Genomic DNA, 22,812 nt, shown 5'->3' on the forward strand with positions numbered 1-22,812 from the left:
TGGGGTAACAGAATGGACCACAGGTCCAGCGGCCGAAGGCCCATCATTAGATGTTTTGCGTCATTCGGGCAAAATTGAGAGGAAACGAATGACGCAAATGTGCTAGATTCGCAGCCAAAGCTAAAAAATAAGCCATGTTTGCGGTTTTGAATGCCTATTTGTTTCAACACAGAAGTATCAGTATTCCGGGTCTGGGTACGATCTACCTGGAGACTTTGCCTGCTGAGGCAGACGTGGCTGACCGCACCATGTTGCCGCCGGTATACCGTTTCCGATTTGACAAATACTTCGATGCTCCGGACAAGGAGTTCTTCTCTTATTTGGCTTCCCAGCGAAATATACTTGATTTTGAAGCCATTAAATGGTATAACGAGTTCTCCTTCGAACTGCGTAACCGGATAAAGGCCGAGGACGAGGTCAGCTGGGACGGGGTGGGGATACTGAAGAAGGATGACTCGGGTAGTGTGTTGTTCGAGTCGGCGAAGGCGCCCGCATTTTTCGTTCAGCCTACGCCTGCCATAAGGGTGCAGCGTGAGGATGCGCAGCATACACTTGTCGTTGGGGACAGGGGAGCGGACCAGCGGCGAGATGAATGAATGGCTCCAGGAGGAGAACAACGGACGCCGAAGGCTTTCGTGGTGGGTGATCGCGATCGTGCTGGCCGTAGCGGGGCTGGCTGTTCTTGGATGGCATTTCTATACTCATGGCTGGTCTACCGGCAACCAGATAAAATTTTAATTCCTCCGTATCGTATATGTCTTTAATCCATTATAGTCAATGTCCTTCCTGTAGCTCGGAGAGTATAAAGTTTGCGTTAAAAGCCATCGACCATACGGTGTCCCGGGAAGGTTTTGAGATCTGGGAGTGTCAGAATTGCGGATTACGATTTACCCAGGACGTACCGGATGCCGGATCGATCGGCGTGTATTACCGGTCCGACAATTACATTTCCCATTCGAATACGAATAAGGGGCTGATCAATCAGCTCTATCATATTGTCAGGGAGCAGACCCTGTCCAATAAATACAGGCTTATTTCATCGGCTACGCGTAGCCGGCAGGGTAAAATGCTGGATATCGGCGCGGGGACGGGGGCTTTTGTGGCGCATATGAAGGAGAAGGGCTGGGAGGCGACGGGATTGGAGCCGGACGAGGTAGCGCGGGAGAAGGCGCGGACGGACAACCGGGTTCAGCTGCTGGAGATGGATCATCTGTACTCCCTGCCGCAGGAGAGTTTCGACGTGATAACGCTGTGGCATGTTCTGGAGCATGTCCATGATCTGCATTCCTATCTGGAGCGGCTAAAGACGCTGATTAAGCGGGACGGTCGTATTTTCATCGCGGTGCCAAATTATACGTCGCATGATGCTGCGGTTTATAAGGAGGCCTGGGCGGCTTACGACGTGCCGAGGCATCTGTATCATTTTTCACCGGATTCGATGGAACGGCTGGTGAGCGGGCACGGGCTTCAGCTGCAGTATAGCCAGCCGATGTGGTTTGACAGTTTTTATATCAGCATGCTCAGCGAGAAGTACCGGACCGGGCACGGCAATCTGGTGCGGGCCGTGTGGAATGGGATGGTATCCAATATAAAAGCCTTCATAGATAAGTCGAAGTGCAGTTCGCTGATTTATGTGATCTCGAAGTAGGGAATGGGGGTCGTGCCGGGCAGTGTTAGCCCGTGACCGCGCCGGTTAGAAGGGGAATTTTATTTCGTAGATACTCGGCCAGAGTTTTCCTGTTACGTATACTTTTTCATTTGTGGAGTCGTAGGCGATGCCGTTGAGGACTTCGGCTCCGGGGTATTTGTTGCGGGCGTCGTTCTCGAGGCCGTCCAGGTTCATTTTTCCTACCAGCTTTTCCGCTGGCGGTGTCAATTTTCAGAATGTAGTTGGTCTGCCACTGGTTGGCGTAGAGGTAGCCTTTTATCAGCTCGAGCTCGTTGATATTGCTGACGGGTCCATTGTTGTCGGTGACGCCGAGGACTCTTATCAGCCGGAAAGTTTTGGGGTCGAGGTAGTTGATATTGCTGGTGCCGTCGCTCATGATGAGGCTGGCGCCGTCGGTGGTCATTCCCCAGCCTTCCTTGCTTGGGAAAGTAAATTCTCCTAATTTTTTGAACGTTTTGGCGTCGTAGACGAAACCGACTTTGGTGGTATAGGTCAGCTGGTAGACTTTGCCGTCCGAGGAAGACGATGCCTTCGCCGAAGTATTTATTCCGGTCGAGGGTGACTTTCGGGGTGATCTTTCCGGTGGAGAGGTCGACGGTGCCGAACATTGACTTACGGCTTTCGGGCATTTCGGGTTCGGTCCCTGTGGCTTCGTAGAGCTGGCCGTCGTGGAAGAGGAGGCCTTCGGTATAGGCGGAGGTGTCGTGAGGGGTAGCTTTTATGACTGAGTAGTTGATCGCCGGGGGGTATTATCGGGTGTTTTGGTAGTTTCGGCGGTGGTATTGTCCTGCCGGTCGTTATTGTTACAGGCGGTAAGCAGGCAAATGAGGGCAAAAAATACGGAGACTCTGTTCATGGTGTAAAAATTGTATAAAAAACTTGCATTTACCAAAAAAAATTTATTGTTTTACAGCAGCTTATCTTCTGGATACCATTCCTGCCAACACTACACCACAATACCAGGCCGGAAGGAATCCGGTGGTTTCTCATCTCACCGAGAAGCAGTATCCTTCCTGAATAACTAAATTAATTCCAATTTAACCTTCTTACGTCCAAAACGGCGTCAACGGGCTTGCTATATGCTATCCGGTTACCCTCCAATACCGATGATCTACCGCTGTAAAAGACGGTAAAATGAAGTATTTTCTACCCTTTGTAGGATGCATGTTGATCTCATTACCCGGTCTGACGCAACGAGACTGTCGTTCGTTCGACTACAGGCAGCAGCAGGTGAACGCTGACCCCTCTCTGGCCGCGAAGGTGGAGGCAGTCGAGCAGTTCACCCAGATGCGGCTGCACAGGTCCTCTGTCACCATCGCCGGTGAGGGGATAAAGGAGACTATTCCCACCATTATTACGATCCCTGTGGTCGTCCATATCGTTTATAATAATTCTTCCCAGAATATCAGCGATGCCCAGGTGGCGTCGCAGCTGGATGTGCTGAATGCAGATTATGGCAAGCACAATGCGGACACTTCTCTGGTGCCGGCGTATTATTCGGGGCTGGCGGCGGACTGCGGGATACGCTTTGTTCTGGCGGGTGTCGACACGGATGGCCGTGTGACGACGGGCATCGTCCGAACGCGTAGCAGTGCTGTTTCTTTTTCTCTCAATGACGACGTGAAGTTCAGCGCCCGCGGGGGATGATGCGTGGGATCGTGACCGATATCTGAATGTCTGGGTATGCAATCTTTCCGGGGATGTGCTGGGGTATTCCAGCCTGGTCGGCGGGCAGAAGGCAACGGACGGCGTGGTCATCAGGTATACGGCGTTTGGTACGAAGGGGACGGCTTTGTCTCCCTACAACCGGGGCCGGACCGCCACGCATGAAGTCGGTCACTGGCTGAATCTGATCCATGTATGGGGGGATGCACCCTGCGGGGATGATCAGGTGGGGGACACGCCGCCCCAGCAGCAGGCGACCTACGGCGATCCCGGCGGGATCGTCATTTCCTGTAATAATGCCCCATACGGCAATCTGTATATGAATTATATGGATTTTACGGACGATATCGGGATGCATCTGTTTACCAATGGTCAGCGGGACCGGATGCGGGTGTTGTTTGCGGATGGAGGTTTTAGACATTCTTTGCTGACTTCGCCTGCAGCGATCGTGGCGACTCAGGTGCAGGGCAGCGGAACCGGGGCTGTGGTATCGGGGGTTTTGCCGGGTGCATATCCCAACCCGACTATGAGTGGCACTACGGTCCGGGTGACGGAGGTGGGGGAGTGTTAGGAGTTTATAACATGATGGGTGACCGGGTGATGTCGGTGCGGGTTACGCAGACTTCTGTTCGGCTGGAACTTTCCGGGCTGACCGGCGGTGTATATTTTGTGAGGATGGAGGGCAAGAGTGGGGGAGTAAGGGTGGTGAAGTTGTAGGGTGCCCGGGTCGGGTGGTTGGGATGGTGGCGGGTGTTAGCCCGGTTCACCGCCGCTGGTCATGAGTGCTGCTACTTTTTCGCCGACGATGGGGGCGAGGGCGACGCCCATGCCGCTCATGCGGACGGCGCAGAAGACGTGTTCGTTGACGGCTCTGATGATGGGCATTTTTTCGCTGCCCATGCCCATGATGCCGCTCCAGCGGTGTTCGATGGTATAGAAGCGGCCGGGGAGGATGGTTTCGGCGAGGAAGCGTTCGAGCTCGTTCTGGATCTGTTCTGTGGTAGTCATATCGGTAGTGGTCTCTTCTTCAAAGGCCATGTTGCGTGCTCCGCCAAGGAGGACGCGGTCACCGAGGTTCCTGAAATAATAGAATCCTTCGTCAAAATGAAAGCTGCCTTTGAAGGGCAGACCGTCGACAGGTGAGGTAACGAGTACCTGACCCCGGGCGGGGGTGATGTCCAGCTGTGGCAGCAGCTGGCGCGCGAAGGCATTGGTAGTGACCAGCAGCTGGTGGGCTATCAGAGGGATGCCGTGCTGGGTATGGAGGAGCAGGTGGCCGTGTACTTTTTCGAAGCCGGTGATCTCGGTGTTGTTGAGTATGTTGACACCCATGGATTGAACCAGGCGGATGAGGGCCTGGCAGAGTCTGCCGGAGTGCAGCTGGCCTTCGGACTGGTTCTCGATGAGGTATTGAACGCCGGAGAAGCCGAACTCACTGATGCGTTCGTTCTGGAGGCGGAAGGTTTTCTGCTGGCCGGTAATCTTTTTTAGGTGGCGGTTGAATTCGTCTATGGAGGACCGAAGTTGGTCGAGGTCGGAGAGGTCGGGGATTTGCCGGTCGGAGGTTTCTTCTTCGGTTTCGGGTGATTGTTGGGTGGTATGGTTTGCCGGGGTTGTGGAGGCCTCGTCGGAGGGGCTTGTCGATGTGGGGTTTGCAGGAGTGAGTTTTGTTGGGTTGGAGGCTGCGGTTTTGCCGGCGCCGATGAGCTCGTATCCGCCGAATTTTTCATAACCGATGGCTTCGGAGCCGAAGACTTTTTTATTTTTGATCCCACGATAGCGCATATCCACGAGTTCGAGCAGCTGGTCCATGCCGAGTTGGTGGGAGTCGGTGACGAGTTCGGAGAGGCTCCCGAAGCAGGCGAAGCCGGCGTTGCGGGTGCTGGCACCAGTAGGGATGAGGCCGCGTTCGATGATCGTTATGCTTAATGAGGGGGCTAGTTTTTTCAAATAATATGCGCTCCAGAGTCCTACCAGGCCACTGCCTGCGATGACGATATCGGCAGGCGCAAAAAAACTTTCTTTTTCCCAGACGGATAGCTGTAACATACTTGTGATTTCGGCTGAAAAGTAAACATTAATTTTGACTTGCGATTTTTTGTCCCACATTAAGTCAATCAAGTGATACAATGCCGAAAAGAAATACTATACCGGTGCACAAGCTGCAGGAGCATACCGACCAGCGGTATCATCTCGAGCGGGTGGACCGCGAGAACGACCGAATCAAAAAATCTGCGCCAATAGATGCGCATCGGGATGACCATTATATTTTCATGGTGCTGGAAAGAGGGTGGACGAGGATGATGGTGGATTTTCAGCAGTTTGAATACAGGGGCAGTGCGATCTATTTTGTACTACCCGGACAGGTGCACGATTTTCAGGGTGTGAGTGACGATGCGATCGGGTGGTACCTGGCGATAGAGCCGGGGCTGGTTCCGGATCTCTTCAGGGCTGTGCTCGAGGACCCGTTGCTGCATCACCGTCCGCTGTCTCTGGATGAGCCGACGATCGGGCCGCTGGCGCAGTGTCTGATGCTGGCGCATACGCTAAGGCGGCAGCAGGAGTCGGTGTATTCCCGTCAGTGTATTTTTCGTTGCTGGGTTCGTTCGTGGGGTTGGTTGCGGATGGTTATGCGGGGCGGCCGGTGGCGGCGGACGGGAATCTTTCGAGACCTAAGATGATCACGCTGGAGTTCAGGCAGATGGTGACGCAGCGGTTCAGGACGATGAAGAGTCCGGCTGACTATGCGGAGGCGATGCATTTGTCTTTGTCGTATCTGAACGAGATCGTGAAGGAGACGACGGGGTTTCCGGTGAGTTACTGGATACAACAGGAGGTTATACTGGAGGCAAGGCGGCTACTTTATTACAGCCAGTGCAGTGTGAAGGAGATCGCGTTCGAGCTGGGGTATGAGGACCATACTTATTTTTCGAGACTGTTCAAGAAGCAGGCGGGGCAGACGCCGGGGGAGTTTAGGGCGGGTTACAGGGGGAGGGGGATGATGGAGGGGTGGTTCACGCGGTGGAGGGGGATGATGGAGGAATGGGTCACGCGGAAGGGCGGGCAGGTTTGGGGACGGCGGGCTGGGGGTACCCGCGAATAGTCCAATGCTTACCCGCGATACGCCATTGGCGGGGAGGACCGGTTGTCGTTGTTTTGTAGCATGAATAAGCTAACACAAAAGGCGCTATCGCTGGCGGAGAGTCCTTTTATCCATAGTGCGAAGGTTTTGGCGGTCCGGACCTGGGAGCCGGATTCGATGCGGGAGATCGACCTGCATCTGCCGGACTGTGATATGAGAAGGTGGAACAGTGCTCAGCACATTAAATTCAAGGTTGGGAATTTTGTATACCGGGATTATACGCCTTCGGGTTGGGATGCGGAGACGAGGACCTGTACGCTGATCGTGGTTACGGCGCATGACGGACCGGGAAGCCGGTGGGGGCGGTCGCTGAAGGCGGGGAATATGGTTTCCTACCTGGGGGTGGATTCGTCTCATCAGCAGCCCGCGCCGGGTAGGCCGCTGGTGTTTCTGGGAGATGAGACGGCTATCGGTCATTTTCTTGCCTTGCGGCAGTTGGCGGGTAACGGGGTTGCGATCAGCGGGGCCGTTATTTTGTCGGAGGAGCACCACCGCGATGAGTTTGGGCAGTATTTTACGGGTTGGGGGTTGCAGTCGCTGAGAAAGAAGTCGTCAAAAGACTATTTCGAGCTGGAGGAGTGGGTGACGGGGTTGAGTATCGAAGAGCATAAAGACACCATCTTTTATCTGGCAGGATATAGTCGCGAGATGGTAAAGCTGAGAAGACTATTGCGGCGGAGGGGGTGAGCCCGGGGCAGGTGAAGGCGCAGGGGTTTTGGAATTAGGGCGGTGGCTCGGTTCGCGCCAATGGCGTGGAGGTCAGCCCAGCGGGAGGATGATGGGGTTGAAGGCCTTGGAGGCGACCATTACTTTTTGTCCCACGCGGAGGCTGGCGATCTCCGTGGAGGTGGCGACGACTTTCACGATATTGTTTCCGGACAGAATGCTTACAATATAAACGATGTCCGCGGGTTGGATATCGACGATCTCACCGGTGGTCCTGAATTTACTACTTATCTTTTCTTCGAGGAAGACCTGGGGCGCGGGGCCTTGTTTTTGGATCTTTCCATTTTCCAGTACTATTACGTCATCGGATAAACGAAAAATCTCCGGCAGGTAGTGGCTGACGAGGATCGTCGTCAGTCCGTACGTCCGGTGTACTTTTCCGATGAAGTCCTGCAGTTTGAAGCGCATTTCGTCGTCGAGGGCCGAGAGGGGTTCGTCGAGGAGGAGCAGGCTGGGGCGGCGGGCGATGGCGCGGGCCAGGGCTGTGCGTTGTTGCTGGCCTCCGGAGAGGAGGGGCGGGTTTGCGGTGCTGGAGTTCCTGCAGCTCCAGCATTTCGAGGGAGGTCGTCAATGATATGGCGGTCGGCGTCTTTTGGGAGGGCAAATTGTAGTTGCTGGCGCACGGTCATGTGGGGGAAGAGGGCGAAGTCCTGGAATACAAATCCGATGGAGCGGGATGGTGTGGGGAGGTGCGTGATGGAACGCGATGGCGTATGGGAGGGCTTGTGATGGCCGGTGTCGAGCCAGGTCTCGTCATTCATCCGGATATAGCCGGTGTTAGGATCGGTCAGACCCGCGAGGATGCGAAGTATCGTTGTTTTGCCCGCGCCGGAAGGGCCGTAGAGGGCAAGTAGGCCACCTTTTTCAGCTGGAACTCTATGTCGAGCAGCTGGCTGCCGGCAGCGGTATGAAGGGTTTTGGTGGCTTTGAAATGGAGGCCTGCGCCGGATGTCGTCATAGGGGGGATTTGTTGTGGCGGTAATTGATGAGATAGACCGGCAGCAGGACAGAGAAAGAGAGGGCCAGCAGGGCCAGCGCATAATGATTGGCTTCGGGGTAGTGCGTGGACTGGACTTCGTCGTAGATGGCTACAGAGGCTACTCTTGTGACGCCTGGTATGCTGCCGCCGATCATCATAACGACGCCAAACTCTCCGATGGTATGGGCGAAGCTGAGTACGGCACCGGTGACGAGTGGCGCGCGCAGACAGGGAAGCAGGACACGGATGAGGGTTGTCCAGTCTGATTTGCCGAGAGTCCGCGATGCTTCGTTGAGGTCGGCAGGGAGGTTCCGGAAGCCGGCCAATAAGGGATTGACCATGAAGGGAAGGCTATAGATGACGGAGGCGATGACGAGGCCGGGAAAAGTAAAGACCAGGCGGATATTCAGCCAGTGGTCGAGCAGTCTGCCGGGTCCTGACGAAGGGCTGAAGGCCAGCAGCAGGTAGAAGCCGAGCACCGAGGGGGAAGGACCATGGGGAGGCTGATAACGGCTTCGGCGAGCGCCTTCCATTGCCGGCGACGTTCGGCCAGCCACCAGGCCAGGGGAATGCCGAGCAGCAGCAGGATCGCCGTGGTCAGGGTGGCCAGGCGCAGGCTGAGCCAGAGTGGTTGCCAGTCAATCATGCGCCAAACTTACTTCATTCGTTTTGATCAGCGCAATTACGTCCTGATTCTCTTTGAGAAAGAGGGACTCGCAGGCTGATCGGGTGATTACCGACACTATATTGGAGGTGGTGGTGAGGGAAAGGGTCAGCTCGCAGAGGATGGCGCCTTCGGTGACGGCGGTGATGCGGCAGGGCAGCTGGTTGCGGACGCTGATCTGAAGTGGGGGAGGGCGATCATGACCTCGGTCTCTTTGAAGAGGACGCGGATGGCGGCACCTTCTTTTAGCCAGGGGCTTGTGGAGGGTGTGTCAATTATAAGGGAGTGGAAGAGGTAGCCTTCCGCAAGGACTTTTACAAGTGAGATATTTTGTTCGGTCGTGATGGATGTGATGTGCCCGTGGAGTGTATTCATAGCAGTGGGTTGGCGGTGACGAATCGGGATTGGGTGGTTAGGGTTGGCCGAAGCCGAAATTTTTGAGGACGGAGGCTGCTGCCGGGGAGGTAAAGAAGGCGGCGAATTTTTCGGCGCCGGTGTTGTTACTGCGTGGGGCAGCAGGGCGTAGCCCTGCTGAAGGGGCTGGTGTGCCGTTGCGGGAATGAGCCAGAACTTGCCGCCGGTCTGCTGCATGGCAGGGGAGAGGGCCAGCGAGAGGGCGATGATGCCGACGTCCGCTGCGCCGCTCTGTGCGTACTGGGCGGTCTGCGCGATGTTTTCGCCGAGGACGAGCTTGTCTTTTATCTTGTCATAGAGCTGATAGTAGCGCAGGCTTTCTTCCGCGCGTTTGCCATATGGAGCGTGCTGCGGATTGGCGATGGCGATCTTTTTTATGGAGTTGTTAAGGAGAGTATTCATCCCCTCCATAGCGGGGTCGAGTTCTTTGCTCCAGAGCACCAGCCGGCCGATGCCGTAGAGCTTCGGATCGGAGAGGGTCAACTGTTTTTGCTGCAGCCGGCGGGGGTAGTCGACGTCGGCGGAGAAGAAGAGGTCGAAGGGGGCTCCGTTGCTGATCTGCTGGAAGAAGTTGCCGGATGAGCCGTATACGACTTTTATTTTTATTGTTGGGTTGGTGCGGGTGAAGACGGCGATGGCGGAGTCCATGGCGAATTTGAGGTCGGCCGCGGCGGCGATAAGGACCTCGGAGGATTGCGGCGGGTGGGATGGGTGAAATGATTGGAGCGGAAGGGTTGCGGCCAGGGTGATCAGCAGATATAGAAGAGCTCTTCTCATGAATGAAAAATTGTACCATAAATTTATGACCTTTGCCGCCATATGAGCCATTTATTTACTGCTTTTACGCTAAGAGATATTGTTCTCGGGAATCGTATCGTGGTCTCTCCGATGTGTCAGTATTCTGCGATCGACGGCATGCCAAACGACTGGCATCTGGTACATCTGGGTGGCAGGGCCGTCGGCGGCGCGGGGCTGGTCTTTACGGAGGCGACAGCGGTCTCGCCCGAGGGGAGAATCTCCCCTTTGACCTGGGGATATGGAAGGATGAGCATATTGAAGGGTTTCGGCGCATTGTGAAGTTTGTCCGCGCGCAGGGCAGCGAGATCGGCATACAGCTGGCGCATGCGGGACGGAAGGCTAGTGTGAAGGAGCCCTGGAATGGGGGAAAACTTATAAAGGAAGCGGATGGCGGCTGGCCGGTGGTAGCCCCGAGTCCCATACCCTTCAGCGAACACTACGGAGAGCCGGTCGAACTTACGGTGGCGGGTATCCGTCATGTGGTCGAAGACTTCAGGATGGCGGCGCGGAGGGCGATGCTGGCGGGATTTAAGGTGGTAGAGGTGCACGCGGCGCATGGTTATCTGCTTCATCAATTCCTGTCGCCGCTGAGCAATCACCGAAAGGATGAATACGGAGGCAACTGGGAGAACAGGGCCCGGTTGCTTGTTGAAGTTGTGGATGCGGTCAGATCGGTATGGCCTCCGGGTTATCCGTTGTTCGTGCGGATCTCCGCGACCGACTGGGCCGATGGCGGATGGTCGGCCGACGACGCTGTAAGGCTGGCGCCGCTATTGAAAGAAAAAGGCGTAGATCTGGTGGACTGCTCGTCGGGAGGATTGGTCGCGCACCAGAAGATACCCGTGGGACCGGGGTACCAGGTAGGGTTTGCCGAACGTATCCGGAAAGAGACCGGTATGTCCACCGCCGCGGTGGGTATCATTACCAGCGCTGCTCAGGCCGAGACGATACTGGCGAGCGGACAGGCTGATCTGGTGGTCATGGCCCGACAAATGCTGCGCGATCCATATTTTCCCTTGCATGCTGCCGATGAGTTGGGGTATAAGGAAATGCACTGGCCTTTACAGTATGAAAGAGCCCGAAAGGGTAAATAGTGAAGAGGGCAGGATGAGAAAGGAATGCCGGCGCATTTGTGGGGGAAAAAAACAGGTTTTGATGAACCAAGGTTAAACCATTTTGTAGTACAGCTTTCTTAAAGTTACCCAATGAAATTGACGTATTACGGACATTCAACCCTATCCATCGGAGTAAACGGAAAAACGATACTGTTCGATCCCTTTTTTACAGGGAATCCATTTGCGAAAGACCTTGATATTGATAAGATTGAAGCAGACTATATTTTTATAACCCATGGACATGGCGATCACACGGCCGATCTGGTGAATGTGGCGAAAAAAACGGGCGCCAGGTGTGTGGGAGCGGCGGAGGTTGTGGGGTGGCTGAAGAAGAACGGGGTGGAGAATGCGCATCCGTTGAATCACGGGGGACCGGTGCCCTTTGATTTTGGGAAGGCCAGGGGGTGAATGCCATTCATTCGTCTTCCTTTGGCGATGGCAGTTATGCCGGCAATCCGATGGGATTTGTGTTTACGACGCCGGATGGCAATTTTTATATGGCTGGGGATACGGCGCTTACGATGGATATGCAGTTGATCCCTCTGTGGGCCAAACTGGATTTTGCTGTAATGCCGATCGGGGGCAATTATACGATGGACCCGGCGGATGCGATACACGCGTCCGACTTTGTAAAATGTAATCGAATAGTGGGCGTACATTATAATACCTGGCCGATCATAGCCATTGATACAGAGAAGGCTAAATCAGATTTTGAGGCGGCAGGCAAGCAATTGCTGCTGCCGAAACCGGGAGAGACGATCGGACTGTAGCCCGGGATTTTGTTATTGAATTGTAAATAGGGGCATATTGCGGACCTTTCAGACTAAGAATTTGGGAATGTTGCAGCGCAATTAGCCAAATAGCTGTCATTACACTGGCAGAGGAATTGATAAATCAACTAATAAACTGGCCTAAAGCATTCGGATTTGATAAAAATTTACAAGCATGGACATAATGGCTATTTAAGAAGAATCAATTATGATGGCGTAGTCTATAATGATCTGGATACGCTGCGGGCACTGCAGAGAAATCATGTCTTTTCGATCCCTTTCGAGACGCTGGATATTCACAATCAAATACCTATTTTATTACAGATCAATTTTTTGTACCAGAAAGTAATTCTGGACAAGCGGGGAGGATATTGTTACGAGCTGAATATTTTATTCCATCGGCTGCTGACGCTGTGCGGATTCGACGTGAAGATGGTTGCGGGTCGTCTGCATCATGGCAATAATAAGTTTGGGCGGGAGTGCGAGCATATGGCGCTGCTGGTGGAACTACATGGGCGAAAATGGCTGGTCGATGTCGGTTATGGCGATTTCTCCCTGGCGCCTCTGGCGATCATGCCGGGCGAGATCCAGAGCGATGGCCGCAATTATTACCAGATCATCGACCCGGTAGTCGTGGATGGCAAGTCCTATCTTGGCGTGGCCAAATGGAATGCGACGAAGCAGGACTTCAGGATCGATTATATCTTTACAGTTACTCCAAGGGCATTGTCGGATTTTCATGCCATGAACGAATATCACCAGACCTCTCCCGAATCGCATTTTCGCCGGAGTCTGATCTGTACGCTACCCACTAATGAAGGGAGGATCAGTCTGATCAACAACAAGCTGGTCCGCACGGAGAATGGTAAGCGGCAGGTGAAGGTGATCCAGGACGAGGAACACCGGGAAGAAATGTTGGAGCAATACTTTCATATGGATATGGTATATCTGCCCTAGGCTTCCGGCTGGAACATGTGGCAGAAATCGTCTTTATACGGGTTGCGTTCGATGAGCTGGTAAATGTAGCGCTGCGAAGAGTCGCACCATTCATTGTATTCTTCCTGGTCCATGTTTGCCGCGGTATCGATGGCGCGGATAAATTCTGAATGATCGTTAAAGGGAGGTCCCAACCTACTTTCTGCGGGGCGAGTTTTTGCCATGGTGTATTTGCCGATGTTATTACGGGCCGGCCCAGGCTGAAGGACTCGAGGATCGCGTATCCGAAGTTTTCGCCCGTGGTGGGGAGGGCGAGAAAATGGGACTGTTCGATGTAGTTTCTGACCTGGGCATTGGGTATGGCGCCTGTAAAGGTGACAGAGATATTCCGGGGCAGTTCTTCGGAAAGGTGTTTGCAATTCAGGAAATAGCCCGCGTCTTCGGCGGGACCGACCACCTTCAGTTCTATTCTGGAACTCATTTTTGACAGACATTCGAGCAGAAAACGGAGGTTTTTTACGGGGTGAACGCGTCCAAGGAAAAAGGAGCAGCAGCTCGCCGGGGCGTTTCGTGGGATGGGTTACGGGTTTTTGCGGGAATGGCGGGGGATATGCGATCCTTGAAATATGCACCTGCCTGCCAAATGTTCTGGTGATGTCGTTCTGTTCCTCGGCGTTGGTTGCGTGAAAGTTGATGAATTTCGGGATCCTCATCAGTCTGAGCAGGGCGAAGTACAGCCGTTTTTTGAAGGGTTTTATTTTGAGCGCAAAGCTTTGCAGCATTCCGTTGGGGGACAGGAATATTTTTTGCCGGATGAGCCCCATTCGTTTTATCAAAAGGGGGAAAATGGCGAACCACACGGAGTACATATTGCTTAGGTAGATGAAGTCGATATTGTTCTTCCTGATCTGCCGAACAATATTTCTGAATCCCAGTGATTTCGGACTTGCGTAGTAGACGTTGATATTGTCCATGCTTGTCCATTGGTCCGTCTGGACTCCCCGTAGGGTTGGGAATCTCCAAGGTCCCGGTCAGAGGTCATAATAAAGATGCTGTACTCGTCCCTGAGCAGCATTGCGAGGTCGTAGACGCTGGTAATGATACCGCCGGCTTTGTAGCCCGGGTAGAACCAGTCCGTTAAAATGAGCAGACGTTGTTTCATAACAGTTGGTTGAATCAACGGAACCTAGGAGAGAGGGAGTTGTTTGCTTTGACGGAAGGAGGAGGATTCTCGGATCTTATGCAAAGATAATGCCTATAGCCGCCATCTTGCAGCGATGGTGGGAGCGATCTGGAGGGGACCATTGGTATCTGAGGGCCGGTACAGGGTAAGTTTAGTACCCAAAGACAATTGCTCTAAGAGTTTGTACCATAGTTGAGGTTCGGCGAAGAAATAGATGCGTTTGCGTCCGTTGGTGTTCTGTGTCCATATGGAAAAGTCGCCTGCGATTTCGAGGCGATAGTGTAGAAAACCTTTCCACCAGTACAGGGTGAAGAGTGGATCGACGGACGAGGGTGTGTACCTGAGGTATAGTTGTGACGTGAGCCAGACGCCTTTCCATTGAAAGGGATATTCGAGGCCCGCGGAAAAGGTGTTGGAGATATAATAGCTATATTGTTTGGGTTCCGTGATGCCAGCGCCGCCACTATATTGCAGGGCCAGATAGATCTTTGGTTTCCAGAACCGGAGGGATTGCGAGACCTGCAGAAAGAATTTGCCGATATTGTTGCCGGCGCCGTAGAAGTCGGCTTCTGTCTTGAAGAGGAACGAGCGAGGTTTGACAACCGAACGGCCGGAGTCCTGCTTCTTCCAGTATTCGAAATAGAGGGTTGTGAAGTTGCGGGGATTTTGCGCCGGCGAAACGGTATGGCGGAAGTCATAGTGGAGCTGGAGGTTTTGGGCCTGGGTCATCAGGGATGCGGAGGCGATCAGGATCAGGAGGAGTCGTTGCATATGTGTCGTTTTTGTGAATGTCAGGCAGGGGAAGAAGGCGGTCCGGAATTGCGGCGTAAATCTGGCGTAAATGATATATCTTACTGTCAACCAATGAGTAATAATAGCATTGACCTGCGGGTTTTTGACCGGCTTTTCCGGGACGCGTGCCTTAAATGTTACGGGCATCCGGTGGAGGAGCCGTTGACGGAGACAGAAAGCAAGCTGTTGTAGCAACCGGATACTGGAGGAGACGGGTTTGGTAGTGGGCTGGAAAAGCCTGAAGAATTATTCGCTGTTTGTGATGGGGGCGTCAGGCCGTCAGGAGAATCCTTCGGTGGCCAGTCTGGATACTTTGTCCCGTTATGTTCTGTCGGCGCCGTATGAGACGGAGGCGGAGAGGAGGAAGTCCGCCGAGCCGTATTCGTGGTGGTTTAAATATAAGAGAGAATGGAAGCCGATACCGGGAGTGGAGGCGGAGAGGCCCCGGCGAAGGGTGTGGGTGGGGCGGCTCGGTTTGCTGATAGGGCTGGCATTTCTGGTATTCGCGGCGACATTTTTCTTCCGAAGGAGAGGCGGTGGCGCGGAAATCTTTACAGAAGAATTCCATTCGCTGTCGGAAGATTCGCTGAAGGCGAGGGGTTGGTGGGTGGCTGCAAAAGACGAGGGCTGGTGGGCGAAAAGGGGGATAGTCCGGGTAGTTTGACGTTGTATACGCTGAAGGGAGACAACTGGCCCGATCCCGTGGAGGCGCCGGCGATCCGGAATTTGTTGTGGCGGTCGCTTTCCTGTGACTGCTGTACGCTGGAACTGCGCCTTAACGATTTTATTCCGCGTCAGAACTGGCAGCAGGCTGGGCTCATTCTGTCGGAGGATACGGGTTTCGGGGGAGGAGCATGAGGGTATCCATTGCATATAATGATTTTGGCGGCGGATACCGGATACCGGGGGCCGTCATTTTACAGGCGATAACTTCTTCCGGGGGACGGGCCGGTAAGCCGGAGGAGATCGCGCATTATTCGATTGTCAATATGGATACGCTTACGAGGCGTCCGCTGCTGGCGAAGAATCTGGACCATTCGGCGATCAGGATAGAGAAACAGGGCAGCCACTGGCGTCTGCTCTATGCCGATGGCATACTGGAGAATACTTCCTTCAAAGAAGTTGGTGAGCCATGAGTTCGCGATGAAGCCGCGGTATGTTGGGTTGTTTGCGCTGAAAGGGTTTGTGGATAGTGCCCCGGTGGTACCGGCACGTTTCTCGTTGTTCAGCGTCCGCAGCGAATCTTGTCCGTAGTATCGGGATTTGGGGTGCGGGATAGGAGATGTCGCAGGGAAGGACTATTTTTAGGGCATGAACTTTTTTACCGCTGTCTGCTGATCGTAATGACTGTTGCTTTTGTCGCGGGCTGTGATGAGCCTGCTCCTTCTTCGAAGAGACATGCCGCGCGCCGCGATTCTTCGGCCGCCCCTGCGGAGAGGAATACGCTCCCGCCGCCGGATGTTTTTGTTGCGGCTCCCCATACTATCGAGGGTTGCGTCGGGTTGTATACGTATGATTCGCTAAAGACGTCGTTCGACAATCTGGATGTAGACAAGGGGAAGAAGATACTGGCGACCAAGACGGCGGAGATTGCGTATCTGCGATATCACGGCAAGGATGTGGTGATGAAGTACGACAAGAAGGAGAGTAAAGTGGTGGATAAGCAGACGACGAGGGAAGTTTACAGGGGCAGTGGGTATGTGGTGGTGCTGACGATCCAGATCATACAGGTAAAGGGAGAAGAGATGTTATCGACCGGGACGCTGGAGATCACCCAGGGGGATAAGAAGGTGAAAATAAAAGTGAGCGGGGTCAGCGGGTGTTAGGACAGATTATTATAGAATGAAAGAGGCCCCCGGTTTGGGGGCCTCTCTATTTTTAAAGGTGGATTGCTTCTCCGTAGGCCACTTCGACGGCGTCCTTCACGGACTCGCTGATGGTGGGGTGGGGGTGGATGCTGTTGAGCACTTCATGATAGGTCGTTTCGAGCTTGCGGCCGACGACGGTCTCGATGATGATCTCGGTTACGTTGTAGCCGATCATATGTGTACCGAGCCATTCGCCGTATTTGGCGTCGAAGACGACTTTACAAAACCTTCGGTATGTCCGGCGGCGGATGCTTTGCCGGAGGCGCTCAGCGGGAATTTGCCGACTTTTACCTCGTATCCGGCGTCGCGGGCCTGTTTTTCGGTCATGCCGACAGATGCGATCTCTGGAGTACAATAGGTACAGCCGGGGACGTTGTTGTAGTCGAGGGCTTCGGGCTGGTGTGCGTATTTCTTTTCGTTGTATGCGATGTTCTCCACGCAGATGATGGCTTCTTTGGAGGCGACGTGGGCGAGGGCCTGGCCGGGGGCGCAGTCGCCGATGGAGTAGACGCCGGGGACATTGGTCTGGTAGAATTTGTCGACTGCGATCTTGCCTTTCTCGGTCTTGACGCCGAGGGTTTCGAGGCCGATGTTCTCGATATTGGCGGCGATGCCTACTGCGCTGAGGAGGACGTCGGCTTCGAGGGTTACTTCACCGTTGGGGGTCTTGACCTTTGCCTTTACGCCGTTGCCGCTGGTATCGACTCCGGTGACCTCGCTGTTGGTGAGTATTTCGATGCCATTCTTCTTATAGATCTTCTCCAGTTCTTTGGAGATGTCTTCGTCTTCTACTGGCACGATGCGGGGAGGAATTCGACTATCGTGACCTTTGCGCCCATGGACCAGTAGAAGTAGGCGAATTCGACGCCGATGGCGCCGCTGCCGACTACGATGATGCTTTTGGGTTGTTCGGGAAGAACCATTGCTTCGCGGTAGCCGATGACCTTTTTGCCGTCCTGTTTCAGGTTGGGCAGTTCGCGGCTGCGGGCGCCGGTGGCGACAATGATATGTTTGCCTTCTACGATCTGTGTTTTACCGTCAGCAGCGGTGACTTCGAGCTGGCCTTTCGCCTTTAGTTTGCCATAGCCCATGAAAACGTCGATCTTGTTCTTTTTCATGAGGAACTGGACGCCGCGGCTCATTTTGTCGGCTACGCCACGGCTGCGTTTGATGACCGCGGGGAAATCGGGTGTACCGGAGGCGTCAAAGCCGAAGTCTTTGGCGTGCTTGATATATTCATATACCTGGGCGCTCTTCAGGAGGGCCTTGGTGGGGATGCAACCCCAGTTGAGGCAGACGCCTCCCAGGCTTTCCTTTTCAACGATCGCTGTCTTAAAGCCTAGCTGAGAAGCACGGATTGCGGCTACATAACCGCCGGGACCACTTGCCGAGAACGACTACATCGTATGCCATTTTCTAACCTTTTTTTATTATAAAATTATAAAAATGCGACCGGCGAAGGTACTTTACCCGGGGCAAATTGCCAAAAATGGGGGGGAGGCATTACCTTTGCGCCCATGAATCAAGTCCTGAAATTAGACCTACTGGCTATCGCCGTACATCCTGACGATGTGGAGCTGGGATGTGCCGGTACTTTGCTGATGGAAAAGCGCAACGGGAAGAAGACGGGTGTCGTCGACCTGACCCGCGGGGAGCTGGGCACGAGGGGGACGCCCTGAGCTGCGGGCGGAGGAGGCGGCGCGTGCCGCGGCGATCCTTCAGCTGGATGTCCGGGAGAATCTGGGGATGGCGGACGGGTTTTTCCGAAATGACGAGGAGCATCAGCGGCGGCTGATAAGGGCCATCCGGAAATACCGGCCGGAGATCGTGCTTTCCAATTCTCTGGAGGACCGGCACCCGGATCACGGCCGGGCGGGGCACCTGATCTCGGATTCCTGCTTTCTCAGCGGGTTGCGGAAGGTGGAGACGGAGGACGAAGAGGGCCGCCCGCAGGAGCACTGGAGGCCGAAATACGTATTCCATTATATTCAGGACCGGTATGCCAATCCGAATTTCGTATACGATATTTCGCCGGTTTTCGAGACTAAACTGGAATCTATCAAAGCGTATACTTCACAGTTCTTTTCCACCGTTTATAGTGCGGAGGAGCCTCAAACCTATATTTCGACGCCGGAATTTCTGAATGCCGTCATAGGGAGGCACCAAATGTTCGGCAAGATGATCGGAGTGCCTTATGCTGAGGGGTTTATCACGGAAAAGATGATCGGAATAAGGGATTTTGACTCGTTGGTACAGAGGGATACGTAATTATGTTGATTTTAACACGGATTGGTCCGTAAAAGGGCTAATTTTACACCCGCATCTATTTTTAACTTTTTATAAAGGCTCATCATGTCACTTCCAAAGTTTTCGGCCAGTACCCAATCTTTTCATATCGAACTGAAAAAGAGGATCAGCAATTATTTTGAGGAGGTGGGTCAGTCCCAGACGGGAAATTACAATCTCTTCATCAAGGCAGTGATCCTGATGGTGAGCTTTGCTTTTATCTATATCCACCTGGTCTTCTTCACTCCGTCTGCTTTCTGGGCAATTCTCGAGAGTGTGCTGCTTGGTGGTGTTGTAGCCGCGATCGGATTCAACGTGATGCATGACGGTGCGCACGGCAGTTTTTCCAAATACAAATGGGTGAACAGCCTGGCTGCTTTTTCGCTGAATATACTGGGCGGCAACAGCTTCATGTGGAATATGAAGCACAACGTAGTCCACCATGCCTATACGAATGTGGACGGTATCGATGACGATATCGATATCCAGCCCTGGATGCGGATGAGCGAGACGCAGAAGAAATACAAACTCCACCGGTATCAGCACCTGTACTTCTGGGTACTGTACAGCGTCCTTTATATCTTCTGGATCTTCCTGCTGGACTACCAGAAATATTTCAAGAGCAAGGTCGGCACCGTGCCGCTAAAGAAAATGAGCTTATCCGATCATTTCGTATTCTGGGGTTTCAAGGTTTTTCATGCGTTCCTGTTCGTAGGTCTTCCGATCTACCGCCTGGGCTGGTTCGACTGGATGATCAGCTTTACCATCTTCACGCTGGTAGCAGGGTTTGTGCTGAGCATGGTCTTTCAGCTGGCGCACACGGTGGAGCATACGGCTTTCCCGGTTGCAGATGAGAAGACGGGCAGGCTGGAAGACGAGTGGGCTGTTCATCAGATAAAAACGACAGCGAATTTTGCGACCAACAACCCCGTTGTTTCCTGGCTGGTTGGCGGGTTGAATTTCCAGATCGAGCATCATCTTTTCCCTAAAATATCTCACGTACACTATCCGGCGATCAGCAAAATCATCCGGCAGGCCTGTCAGGATTATGGTCTGGTCTATATCGAGTATCCCCGGGTGCGCTATGCCGTGGCCTCGCATGTTGCGTTCCTGAAGCAGATGGGAAGGAAGTAGGGACGCAGGCTGGGGCCCGCTCTGTAGTTGGGCTTTTTGGTCCCGAAATTACCTTCGAATTATTGTACCTTTGCGCCCATGAGCAAAGTAAAAATAGGTCTGGTGCAGATGAGTTGTACGGCTGACAAGGCTGCCAATCTGCGCAAGGCGATGGACAAGATCAGAGAGGCTGCCGCTGAAGGGGCGCAGATCGTCTGTCTCCAGGAGCTGTTTACATCCCTGTATTTCTGTGACGTAGAAGACTATGAGAATTTCAAGCTGGCCGAGGCGATCCCCGGTCCTTCTACCGAGGCGCTTGGTAAATTAGCGGCGGAGCTGAACGTCGTGGTCATCGCCAGTCTTTTCGAAAAGCGGGCGCAGGGGCTTTATCACAATACAACGGCGGTGCTGGATGCGGACGGCTCCTATCTGGGCAAGTACCGGAAGATGCATATCCCCGACGATCCGGCCTACTACGAGAAATTCTATTTTACTCCAGGCGACCTGGGGTATAAGATATTCAGGACGAAATACGCCAATATCGGGGTGCTGATCTGCTGGGATCAGTGGTATCCCGAAGCGGCGAGGATCACGGCGCTGATGGGAGCGGAGATCCTTTTTTATCCGACGGCTATCGGCTGGGCCACCAGCCAGGACGAGGCCACCAATACCGAACAGTACAATGCCTGGCAGACCATTCAGCGCAGCCATGCCGTAGCCAACGGGGTTCATGTGGTCAGCGTGAACAGGGTGGGTCTCGAGCAGGATGGGGCGATGAAATTCTGGGGCGGCAGTTTTGTGGCAAACCCGTTTGGGTCGCTGCTATACAAGGCTACTCACGATGCCGAAGAGACGAAGGTAGTGGAGATCGATACGACGGCGACGGACCGGTATCGTACGCACTGGCCTTTTATGAGGGACAGGCGGATCGATTCTTATCAACCAATTACGAAACGTTATATCGACGAAGGATGATTGATCTTATGAGACCGCCCAAAGAGTCCGGCTATTATTTTCCCGCAGAATTCGGCAGACACGACGCCACCTGGCTTAGCTGGCCTCACAAGGAGGCTTCATGGCCGGGGAAGATAGAGAGCATTTATCCCGCTTATGCGCGGTTCGTAAAGGAGCTGGCAAAGGGGGAGGAGGTCCGCATCAATGTCGTGGATGAAGCGATGAAGGCATTTGCCGTTGCCCGGCTGGAAGCGGCGGGTGTGGACATGGATATGGTGCGGTTCTTTTTGCATCCGACCAATGACGCGTGGTGTCGGGACCATGGTCCGGCTTTTCTGATCAACCCCGCGGCCGCTCAGAAGAAGGTGATCGTGGACTGGAGCTATAATGCGTGGGGGGACAAGTATCCTCCCTATGATCAGGACGATGTGATCCCTACACTGGTCGGGAAGGCGCTGAATCTGCCGGTATATCATCCGGGTATCATCATGGAAGGCGGTTCCGTGGAGTTCAACGGGAAGGGCACCGTGCTTACGTCCACCTGCTGTCTGCTGAATCCCAACCGCAACCCCGGGCTGAATCAGGAGCAGATAGAGGGTTATCTCCGCGACTTTTACGGCGTGGAGCAGATACTGTGGGTAAAGGAAGGGATCGTCGGGGATGATACGGACGGACATATCGACGACACGGTCCGGTTTGTAGACGAGGACACGGTGGTAACGGTGGTCGAGACTGACAAGGGGGATGAAAATTATGAGCTGTTGCAGGACAATCTTACAGCGCTGAAGAAGATGCGGCTGCTGAATGGTAAACAGTTGAATATTGTAGAGCTGCCGATGCCGGGCGCGGTTATCCATGAGGATATGCGTCTGCCGGCGTCATATGCCAATTTTTATATCGCCAATGAATCTGTGATCGTGCCGACCTACCGGAGCGAGCATGATGAGAAGGCGCTGCAGCTGATACAGGAGTGTTTTCCAGCCCGGAGGGTAGTGGGTATCGACTCAACCGATATTATTTGGGGGCTGGGGAGTTTTCACTGTTTGAGCCAGCAGGAACCTTTTGTTTAGCGAAGGGTCGTCGGGGGTGACTGCAGTGGAGGCGAGTGGGTGGCATGTCGGGTGCAGGCCGCGGGTGTTTCAAGGCTTCTTCGCGATCAGGAAGAGTTCGGTTCCGGCGCGGGGTTTTATCGAATTGTAGCAGGGCGCCAGGGTTTTTATTTCAAATTTTTTTCAAGAAGGGTTTGGTATTCGTCTTTGTGGCCGCCGAAGGGTGGGCCGCCGACGAAGTTCCTGTCGAAGAGTAAGCCTATGAGCTTGCCGCCGGGGCGCAGGAGTGTGTGGGTATGTTCCACGTATTTTTCGCGGAGGGCGGGATCGAGCGAGCAGAAGAAGGTCTGTTCGAGGATGAGGTCGTACTGGCCGGAGTGTTCGAAGAAGTCGCCGGTAATGACCGGAATGCCGGGGAATTTTTCGCGGAGGCGGCCGGTGAGGGTTGGCGAGATATCTATCAGGGTGACGGAGGTGAAGCCGTTATCGAGCAGCCAGCCTGCTTCGTATGCGTTGCCGCAGCCGGGGATGAGAATCGATATGGTCTTGTCGGTGAGTTGGGACAGGTAGGCTTGCAGGGGCGGGGAGACCTGGTGCATGTCCCATGAGGTGTTGTCGTTGAGCCAGCGATCGTCCCAATAATTGGCAGGCATAAAAAAAGGGCGGATGATCGTGTCATCCGCCCGGGA

The 22,812-nt window shown here is 53.9% G+C and carries 35 protein-coding genes and 6 pseudogenes; 24 read left to right on the plus strand and 17 right to left on the minus strand.

What is annotated here, in order from left to right:
• The first annotated feature begins 134 nt into the window (after positions 1 to 134).
• The 3 genes from ACQ86N_RS08850 to ACQ86N_RS08860 are packed head-to-tail and all read left to right on the plus strand — an operon-like array spanning position 135 to position 1,648.
• A complete protein-coding gene (locus tag ACQ86N_RS08850; protein ID WP_431214844.1) occupies positions 135 to 596 on the plus strand; it encodes a hypothetical protein in 462 nt (153 codons plus the stop codon).
• The gene (locus ACQ86N_RS08855) at positions 589 to 738 is read left to right on the plus strand and encodes a hypothetical protein (protein ID WP_431214845.1); all 150 of its coding nucleotides are present in this window, start codon (positions 589 to 591) and stop codon (positions 736 to 738) included. The genes ACQ86N_RS08850 and ACQ86N_RS08855 overlap by 8 nt, the downstream gene beginning before the upstream one ends.
• Before the next feature lie 16 nt (positions 739 to 754).
• Complete coding sequence (locus ACQ86N_RS08860; RefSeq protein WP_431214846.1) at positions 755 to 1,648, plus strand: methyltransferase domain-containing protein; 894 nt, start codon at positions 755 to 757, stop codon at positions 1,646 to 1,648.
• Positions 1,649 to 1,693: 45 nt separating this feature from the next.
• Here ACQ86N_RS08860 and ACQ86N_RS08865 read toward each other — a convergent pair whose 3' ends face one another.
• The 3 genes and pseudogenes from ACQ86N_RS08865 to ACQ86N_RS08875 form a co-directional block, all read right to left on the minus strand.
• Positions 1,694 to 1,843: a glutaminyl-peptide cyclotransferase gene (locus ACQ86N_RS08865; RefSeq protein WP_431214847.1), complete on the minus strand. Its 150-nt coding sequence runs from the start codon at positions 1,841 to 1,843 to the stop codon at positions 1,694 to 1,696.
• 22 nt (positions 1,844 to 1,865) lie between these two features.
• Positions 1,866 to 2,072, minus strand: a pseudogene (locus ACQ86N_RS08870) (glutaminyl-peptide cyclotransferase); the annotation flags it as partial.
• 22 nt (positions 2,073 to 2,094) lie between these two features.
• Positions 2,095 to 2,406: pseudogene (locus ACQ86N_RS08875) on the minus strand (glutaminyl-peptide cyclotransferase); the annotation flags it as partial.
• Between the two features lie 397 nt (positions 2,407 to 2,803).
• Between ACQ86N_RS08875 and ACQ86N_RS08880 the strand changes: the two are divergent.
• Genes ACQ86N_RS08880 through ACQ86N_RS08890 form a run of 3 tightly spaced genes read left to right on the plus strand, consistent with a single transcriptional unit; the run spans position 2,804 to position 4,051 of the window.
• Positions 2,804 to 3,316 (plus strand): hypothetical protein, encoded by a 513-nt coding sequence (locus ACQ86N_RS08880; protein ID WP_431214848.1) that lies wholly within the window; start codon positions 2,804 to 2,806, stop codon positions 3,314 to 3,316.
• A gap of 55 nt (positions 3,317 to 3,371) precedes the next feature.
• Complete coding sequence (locus ACQ86N_RS08885; protein WP_431214849.1) at positions 3,372 to 3,905, plus strand: M43 family zinc metalloprotease; 534 nt, start codon at positions 3,372 to 3,374, stop codon at positions 3,903 to 3,905.
• Positions 3,899 to 4,051, plus strand: coding sequence for a T9SS type A sorting domain-containing protein (locus ACQ86N_RS08890; RefSeq protein ID WP_431214850.1), 153 nt, complete (start codon positions 3,899 to 3,901; stop codon positions 4,049 to 4,051). Before ACQ86N_RS08885 ends, ACQ86N_RS08890 begins: the two co-directional genes overlap by 7 nt.
• A gap of 36 nt (positions 4,052 to 4,087) precedes the next feature.
• Here ACQ86N_RS08890 and ACQ86N_RS08895 read toward each other — a convergent pair whose 3' ends face one another.
• On the minus strand, positions 4,088 to 5,383 hold the full coding sequence (locus ACQ86N_RS08895; protein ID WP_431214851.1) for an NAD(P)/FAD-dependent oxidoreductase: 1,296 nt from the start codon (positions 5,381 to 5,383) through the stop codon (positions 4,088 to 4,090).
• Between the two features lie 80 nt (positions 5,384 to 5,463).
• Between ACQ86N_RS08895 and ACQ86N_RS08900 the strand changes: the two genes are divergently transcribed.
• From ACQ86N_RS08900 to ACQ86N_RS08910, 3 genes are read left to right on the plus strand one after another with little or no spacing between them, the layout of a single operon-like run.
• The gene (locus tag ACQ86N_RS08900) at positions 5,464 to 6,015 is read left to right on the plus strand and encodes an AraC family ligand binding domain-containing protein (protein ID WP_431214852.1); all 552 of its coding nucleotides are present in this window, start codon (positions 5,464 to 5,466) and stop codon (positions 6,013 to 6,015) included.
• The gene (locus ACQ86N_RS08905) at positions 6,012 to 6,437 is read left to right on the plus strand and encodes a helix-turn-helix domain-containing protein (RefSeq protein WP_431214853.1); all 426 of its coding nucleotides are present in this window, start codon (positions 6,012 to 6,014) and stop codon (positions 6,435 to 6,437) included. The genes ACQ86N_RS08900 and ACQ86N_RS08905 overlap by 4 nt, the downstream gene beginning before the upstream one ends.
• 60 nt (positions 6,438 to 6,497) lie before the next feature.
• Positions 6,498 to 7,163, plus strand: a complete 666-nt coding sequence (locus ACQ86N_RS08910; RefSeq protein WP_431214854.1) for a hypothetical protein — start codon at positions 6,498 to 6,500, stop codon at positions 7,161 to 7,163.
• 72 nt (positions 7,164 to 7,235) lie between these two features.
• Here ACQ86N_RS08910 and ACQ86N_RS08915 read toward each other — a convergent pair whose 3' ends face one another.
• Positions 7,236 to 7,682 (minus strand): hypothetical protein, encoded by a 447-nt coding sequence (locus tag ACQ86N_RS08915; protein ID WP_431217329.1) that lies wholly within the window; start codon positions 7,680 to 7,682, stop codon positions 7,236 to 7,238.
• On the opposite strand from ACQ86N_RS08915, the gene ACQ86N_RS08920 reads away from it, so the two are divergent.
• A complete protein-coding gene (locus ACQ86N_RS08920) occupies positions 7,600 to 7,776 on the plus strand; it encodes a hypothetical protein (RefSeq protein WP_431218066.1) in 177 nt (58 codons plus the stop codon). The two genes, ACQ86N_RS08915 and ACQ86N_RS08920, sit on opposite strands and share 83 nt — an antisense overlap.
• Positions 7,777 to 7,846: 70 nt before the next feature.
• Here the strand turns inward: ACQ86N_RS08920 and ACQ86N_RS08925 are convergent.
• The 6 genes and pseudogenes from ACQ86N_RS08925 to modA all read right to left on the minus strand — a co-directional run.
• Positions 7,847 to 8,014 (minus strand): annotated as a pseudogene (locus ACQ86N_RS08925) (hypothetical protein); the annotation flags it as partial.
• Entirely contained in the window at positions 7,990 to 8,160 is a 171-nt protein-coding gene (locus ACQ86N_RS08930) for a hypothetical protein (protein WP_431218067.1), read from the minus strand. The pseudogene ACQ86N_RS08925 and the gene ACQ86N_RS08930, both read right to left, overlap by 25 nt.
• On the minus strand, positions 8,157 to 8,660 hold the full coding sequence (locus tag ACQ86N_RS08935) for a molybdate ABC transporter permease subunit (protein WP_431214855.1): 504 nt from the start codon (positions 8,658 to 8,660) through the stop codon (positions 8,157 to 8,159). Before ACQ86N_RS08935 ends, ACQ86N_RS08930 begins: the two co-directional genes overlap by 4 nt.
• The gene (locus tag ACQ86N_RS08940; protein ID WP_431214856.1) at positions 8,588 to 8,827 is read right to left on the minus strand and encodes a hypothetical protein; all 240 of its coding nucleotides are present in this window, start codon (positions 8,825 to 8,827) and stop codon (positions 8,588 to 8,590) included. The genes ACQ86N_RS08935 and ACQ86N_RS08940 overlap by 73 nt, the downstream gene beginning before the upstream one ends.
• On the minus strand, positions 8,820 to 9,023 hold the full coding sequence (locus ACQ86N_RS08945; RefSeq protein WP_431217330.1) for a TOBE domain-containing protein: 204 nt from the start codon (positions 9,021 to 9,023) through the stop codon (positions 8,820 to 8,822). The genes ACQ86N_RS08940 and ACQ86N_RS08945 overlap by 8 nt, the downstream gene beginning before the upstream one ends.
• Entirely contained in the window at positions 8,954 to 10,036 is a 1,083-nt protein-coding gene (modA, locus tag ACQ86N_RS08950) for a molybdate ABC transporter substrate-binding protein (RefSeq protein WP_431214857.1), read from the minus strand. Before modA ends, ACQ86N_RS08945 begins: the two co-directional genes overlap by 70 nt.
• 111 nt (positions 10,037 to 10,147) lie before the next feature.
• Here modA and ACQ86N_RS08955 point away from each other — a divergent pair.
• From ACQ86N_RS08955 to ACQ86N_RS08970, 4 genes and pseudogenes are all read left to right on the plus strand, one after another.
• Positions 10,148 to 11,151: pseudogene (locus ACQ86N_RS08955) on the plus strand (NADH:flavin oxidoreductase/NADH oxidase).
• Between the two features lie 111 nt (positions 11,152 to 11,262).
• The gene (locus ACQ86N_RS08960) at positions 11,263 to 11,580 is read left to right on the plus strand and encodes an MBL fold metallo-hydrolase (RefSeq protein ID WP_431214858.1); all 318 of its coding nucleotides are present in this window, start codon (positions 11,263 to 11,265) and stop codon (positions 11,578 to 11,580) included.
• A complete protein-coding gene (locus ACQ86N_RS08965; RefSeq protein ID WP_431214859.1) occupies positions 11,577 to 11,942 on the plus strand; it encodes an MBL fold metallo-hydrolase in 366 nt (121 codons plus the stop codon). The genes ACQ86N_RS08960 and ACQ86N_RS08965 overlap by 4 nt, the downstream gene beginning before the upstream one ends.
• A 156-nt stretch (positions 11,943 to 12,098) precedes the next feature.
• The gene (locus ACQ86N_RS08970; protein ID WP_431214860.1) at positions 12,099 to 12,899 is read left to right on the plus strand and encodes an arylamine N-acetyltransferase family protein; all 801 of its coding nucleotides are present in this window, start codon (positions 12,099 to 12,101) and stop codon (positions 12,897 to 12,899) included.
• On the opposite strand, the gene ACQ86N_RS08975 is transcribed toward ACQ86N_RS08970, so the two are convergent.
• Both ACQ86N_RS08975 and ACQ86N_RS08980 read right to left on the minus strand, forming a co-directional pair.
• Positions 12,896 to 13,102, minus strand: coding sequence for a hypothetical protein (locus ACQ86N_RS08975; RefSeq protein WP_431214861.1), 207 nt, complete (start codon positions 13,100 to 13,102; stop codon positions 12,896 to 12,898). The two genes, ACQ86N_RS08970 and ACQ86N_RS08975, sit on opposite strands and share 4 nt — an antisense overlap.
• A 65-nt stretch (positions 13,103 to 13,167) precedes the next feature.
• Positions 13,168 to 13,455 (minus strand): annotated as a pseudogene (locus ACQ86N_RS08980) (glycosyltransferase); the annotation flags it as partial.
• Between the two features lie 49 nt (positions 13,456 to 13,504).
• Between ACQ86N_RS08980 and ACQ86N_RS08985 the strand changes: the two are divergent.
• Positions 13,505 to 13,756 (plus strand): hypothetical protein, encoded by a 252-nt coding sequence (locus tag ACQ86N_RS08985; RefSeq protein ID WP_431214862.1) that lies wholly within the window; start codon positions 13,505 to 13,507, stop codon positions 13,754 to 13,756.
• Here ACQ86N_RS08985 and ACQ86N_RS08990 read toward each other — a convergent pair.
• Both ACQ86N_RS08990 and ACQ86N_RS08995 read right to left on the minus strand, forming a co-directional pair.
• Positions 13,753 to 14,040 carry a hypothetical protein gene (locus tag ACQ86N_RS08990; RefSeq protein WP_431214863.1) on the minus strand — a complete coding sequence of 96 codons (288 nt, stop codon included), beginning with the start codon at positions 14,038 to 14,040 and terminating at the stop codon, positions 13,753 to 13,755. The genes ACQ86N_RS08985 and ACQ86N_RS08990 overlap by 4 nt on opposite strands.
• A 93-nt stretch (positions 14,041 to 14,133) precedes the next feature.
• Entirely contained in the window at positions 14,134 to 14,832 is a 699-nt protein-coding gene (locus ACQ86N_RS08995) for a DUF5020 family protein (RefSeq protein WP_431214864.1), read from the minus strand.
• Positions 14,833 to 15,076: 244 nt separating this feature from the next.
• On the opposite strand from ACQ86N_RS08995, the gene ACQ86N_RS09000 reads away from it, so the two are divergent.
• The 4 genes from ACQ86N_RS09000 to ACQ86N_RS09015 all read left to right on the plus strand — a co-directional run bounded on the left by ACQ86N_RS09000 (position 15,077) and on the right by ACQ86N_RS09015 (position 16,679).
• Complete coding sequence (locus ACQ86N_RS09000) at positions 15,077 to 15,517, plus strand: hypothetical protein (protein ID WP_431214865.1); 441 nt, start codon at positions 15,077 to 15,079, stop codon at positions 15,515 to 15,517.
• Entirely contained in the window at positions 15,514 to 15,711 is a 198-nt protein-coding gene (locus ACQ86N_RS09005) for a hypothetical protein (RefSeq protein WP_431214866.1), read from the plus strand. Before ACQ86N_RS09000 ends, ACQ86N_RS09005 begins: the two co-directional genes overlap by 4 nt.
• On the plus strand, positions 15,708 to 15,989 hold the full coding sequence (locus ACQ86N_RS09010) for a hypothetical protein (protein ID WP_431214867.1): 282 nt from the start codon (positions 15,708 to 15,710) through the stop codon (positions 15,987 to 15,989). The genes ACQ86N_RS09005 and ACQ86N_RS09010 overlap by 4 nt, the downstream gene beginning before the upstream one ends.
• Positions 15,990 to 16,097: 108 nt before the next feature.
• The gene (locus tag ACQ86N_RS09015) at positions 16,098 to 16,679 is read left to right on the plus strand and encodes a hypothetical protein (RefSeq protein ID WP_431214868.1); all 582 of its coding nucleotides are present in this window, start codon (positions 16,098 to 16,100) and stop codon (positions 16,677 to 16,679) included.
• A gap of 52 nt (positions 16,680 to 16,731) precedes the next feature.
• Here the strand turns inward: ACQ86N_RS09015 and lpdA are convergent.
• Positions 16,732 to 18,079, minus strand: a pseudogene (lpdA, locus tag ACQ86N_RS09020) (dihydrolipoyl dehydrogenase).
• 159 nt (positions 18,080 to 18,238) lie between these two features.
• On the opposite strand from lpdA, the gene ACQ86N_RS09025 reads away from it, so the two are divergent.
• The 5 genes from ACQ86N_RS09025 (at position 18,239) to ACQ86N_RS09045 (ending at position 22,144) form a co-directional block, all read left to right on the plus strand.
• Positions 18,239 to 18,400, plus strand: coding sequence for a PIG-L family deacetylase (locus tag ACQ86N_RS09025; protein ID WP_431214869.1), 162 nt, complete (start codon positions 18,239 to 18,241; stop codon positions 18,398 to 18,400).
• Between the two features lie 34 nt (positions 18,401 to 18,434).
• Positions 18,435 to 18,989, plus strand: a complete 555-nt coding sequence (gene bshB1, locus ACQ86N_RS09030) for a bacillithiol biosynthesis deacetylase BshB1 (protein WP_431217331.1) — start codon at positions 18,435 to 18,437, stop codon at positions 18,987 to 18,989.
• Positions 18,990 to 19,073: 84 nt separating this feature from the next.
• Positions 19,074 to 20,141 carry a fatty acid desaturase family protein gene (locus tag ACQ86N_RS09035; protein WP_431214870.1) on the plus strand — a complete coding sequence of 356 codons (1,068 nt, stop codon included), beginning with the start codon at positions 19,074 to 19,076 and terminating at the stop codon, positions 20,139 to 20,141.
• Between the two features lie 78 nt (positions 20,142 to 20,219).
• A complete protein-coding gene (locus ACQ86N_RS09040; protein ID WP_431214871.1) occupies positions 20,220 to 21,095 on the plus strand; it encodes a carbon-nitrogen hydrolase in 876 nt (291 codons plus the stop codon).
• 8 nt (positions 21,096 to 21,103) lie between these two features.
• Positions 21,104 to 22,144, plus strand: coding sequence for an agmatine deiminase family protein (locus ACQ86N_RS09045; protein WP_431214872.1), 1,041 nt, complete (start codon positions 21,104 to 21,106; stop codon positions 22,142 to 22,144).
• A 146-nt stretch (positions 22,145 to 22,290) separates the two neighbouring features.
• On the opposite strand, the gene ACQ86N_RS09050 is transcribed toward ACQ86N_RS09045, so the two are convergent.
• A complete protein-coding gene (locus tag ACQ86N_RS09050; RefSeq protein ID WP_431214873.1) occupies positions 22,291 to 22,776 on the minus strand; it encodes a methyltransferase domain-containing protein in 486 nt (161 codons plus the stop codon).
• Between the last annotated feature and the right edge of the window lie 36 nt (positions 22,777 to 22,812).

It is taken from the genome of Puia sp. P3 (genome assembly GCF_050632245.1).
Taxonomy (GTDB): Bacteria; Bacteroidota; Bacteroidia; order Chitinophagales; family Chitinophagaceae; genus Puia.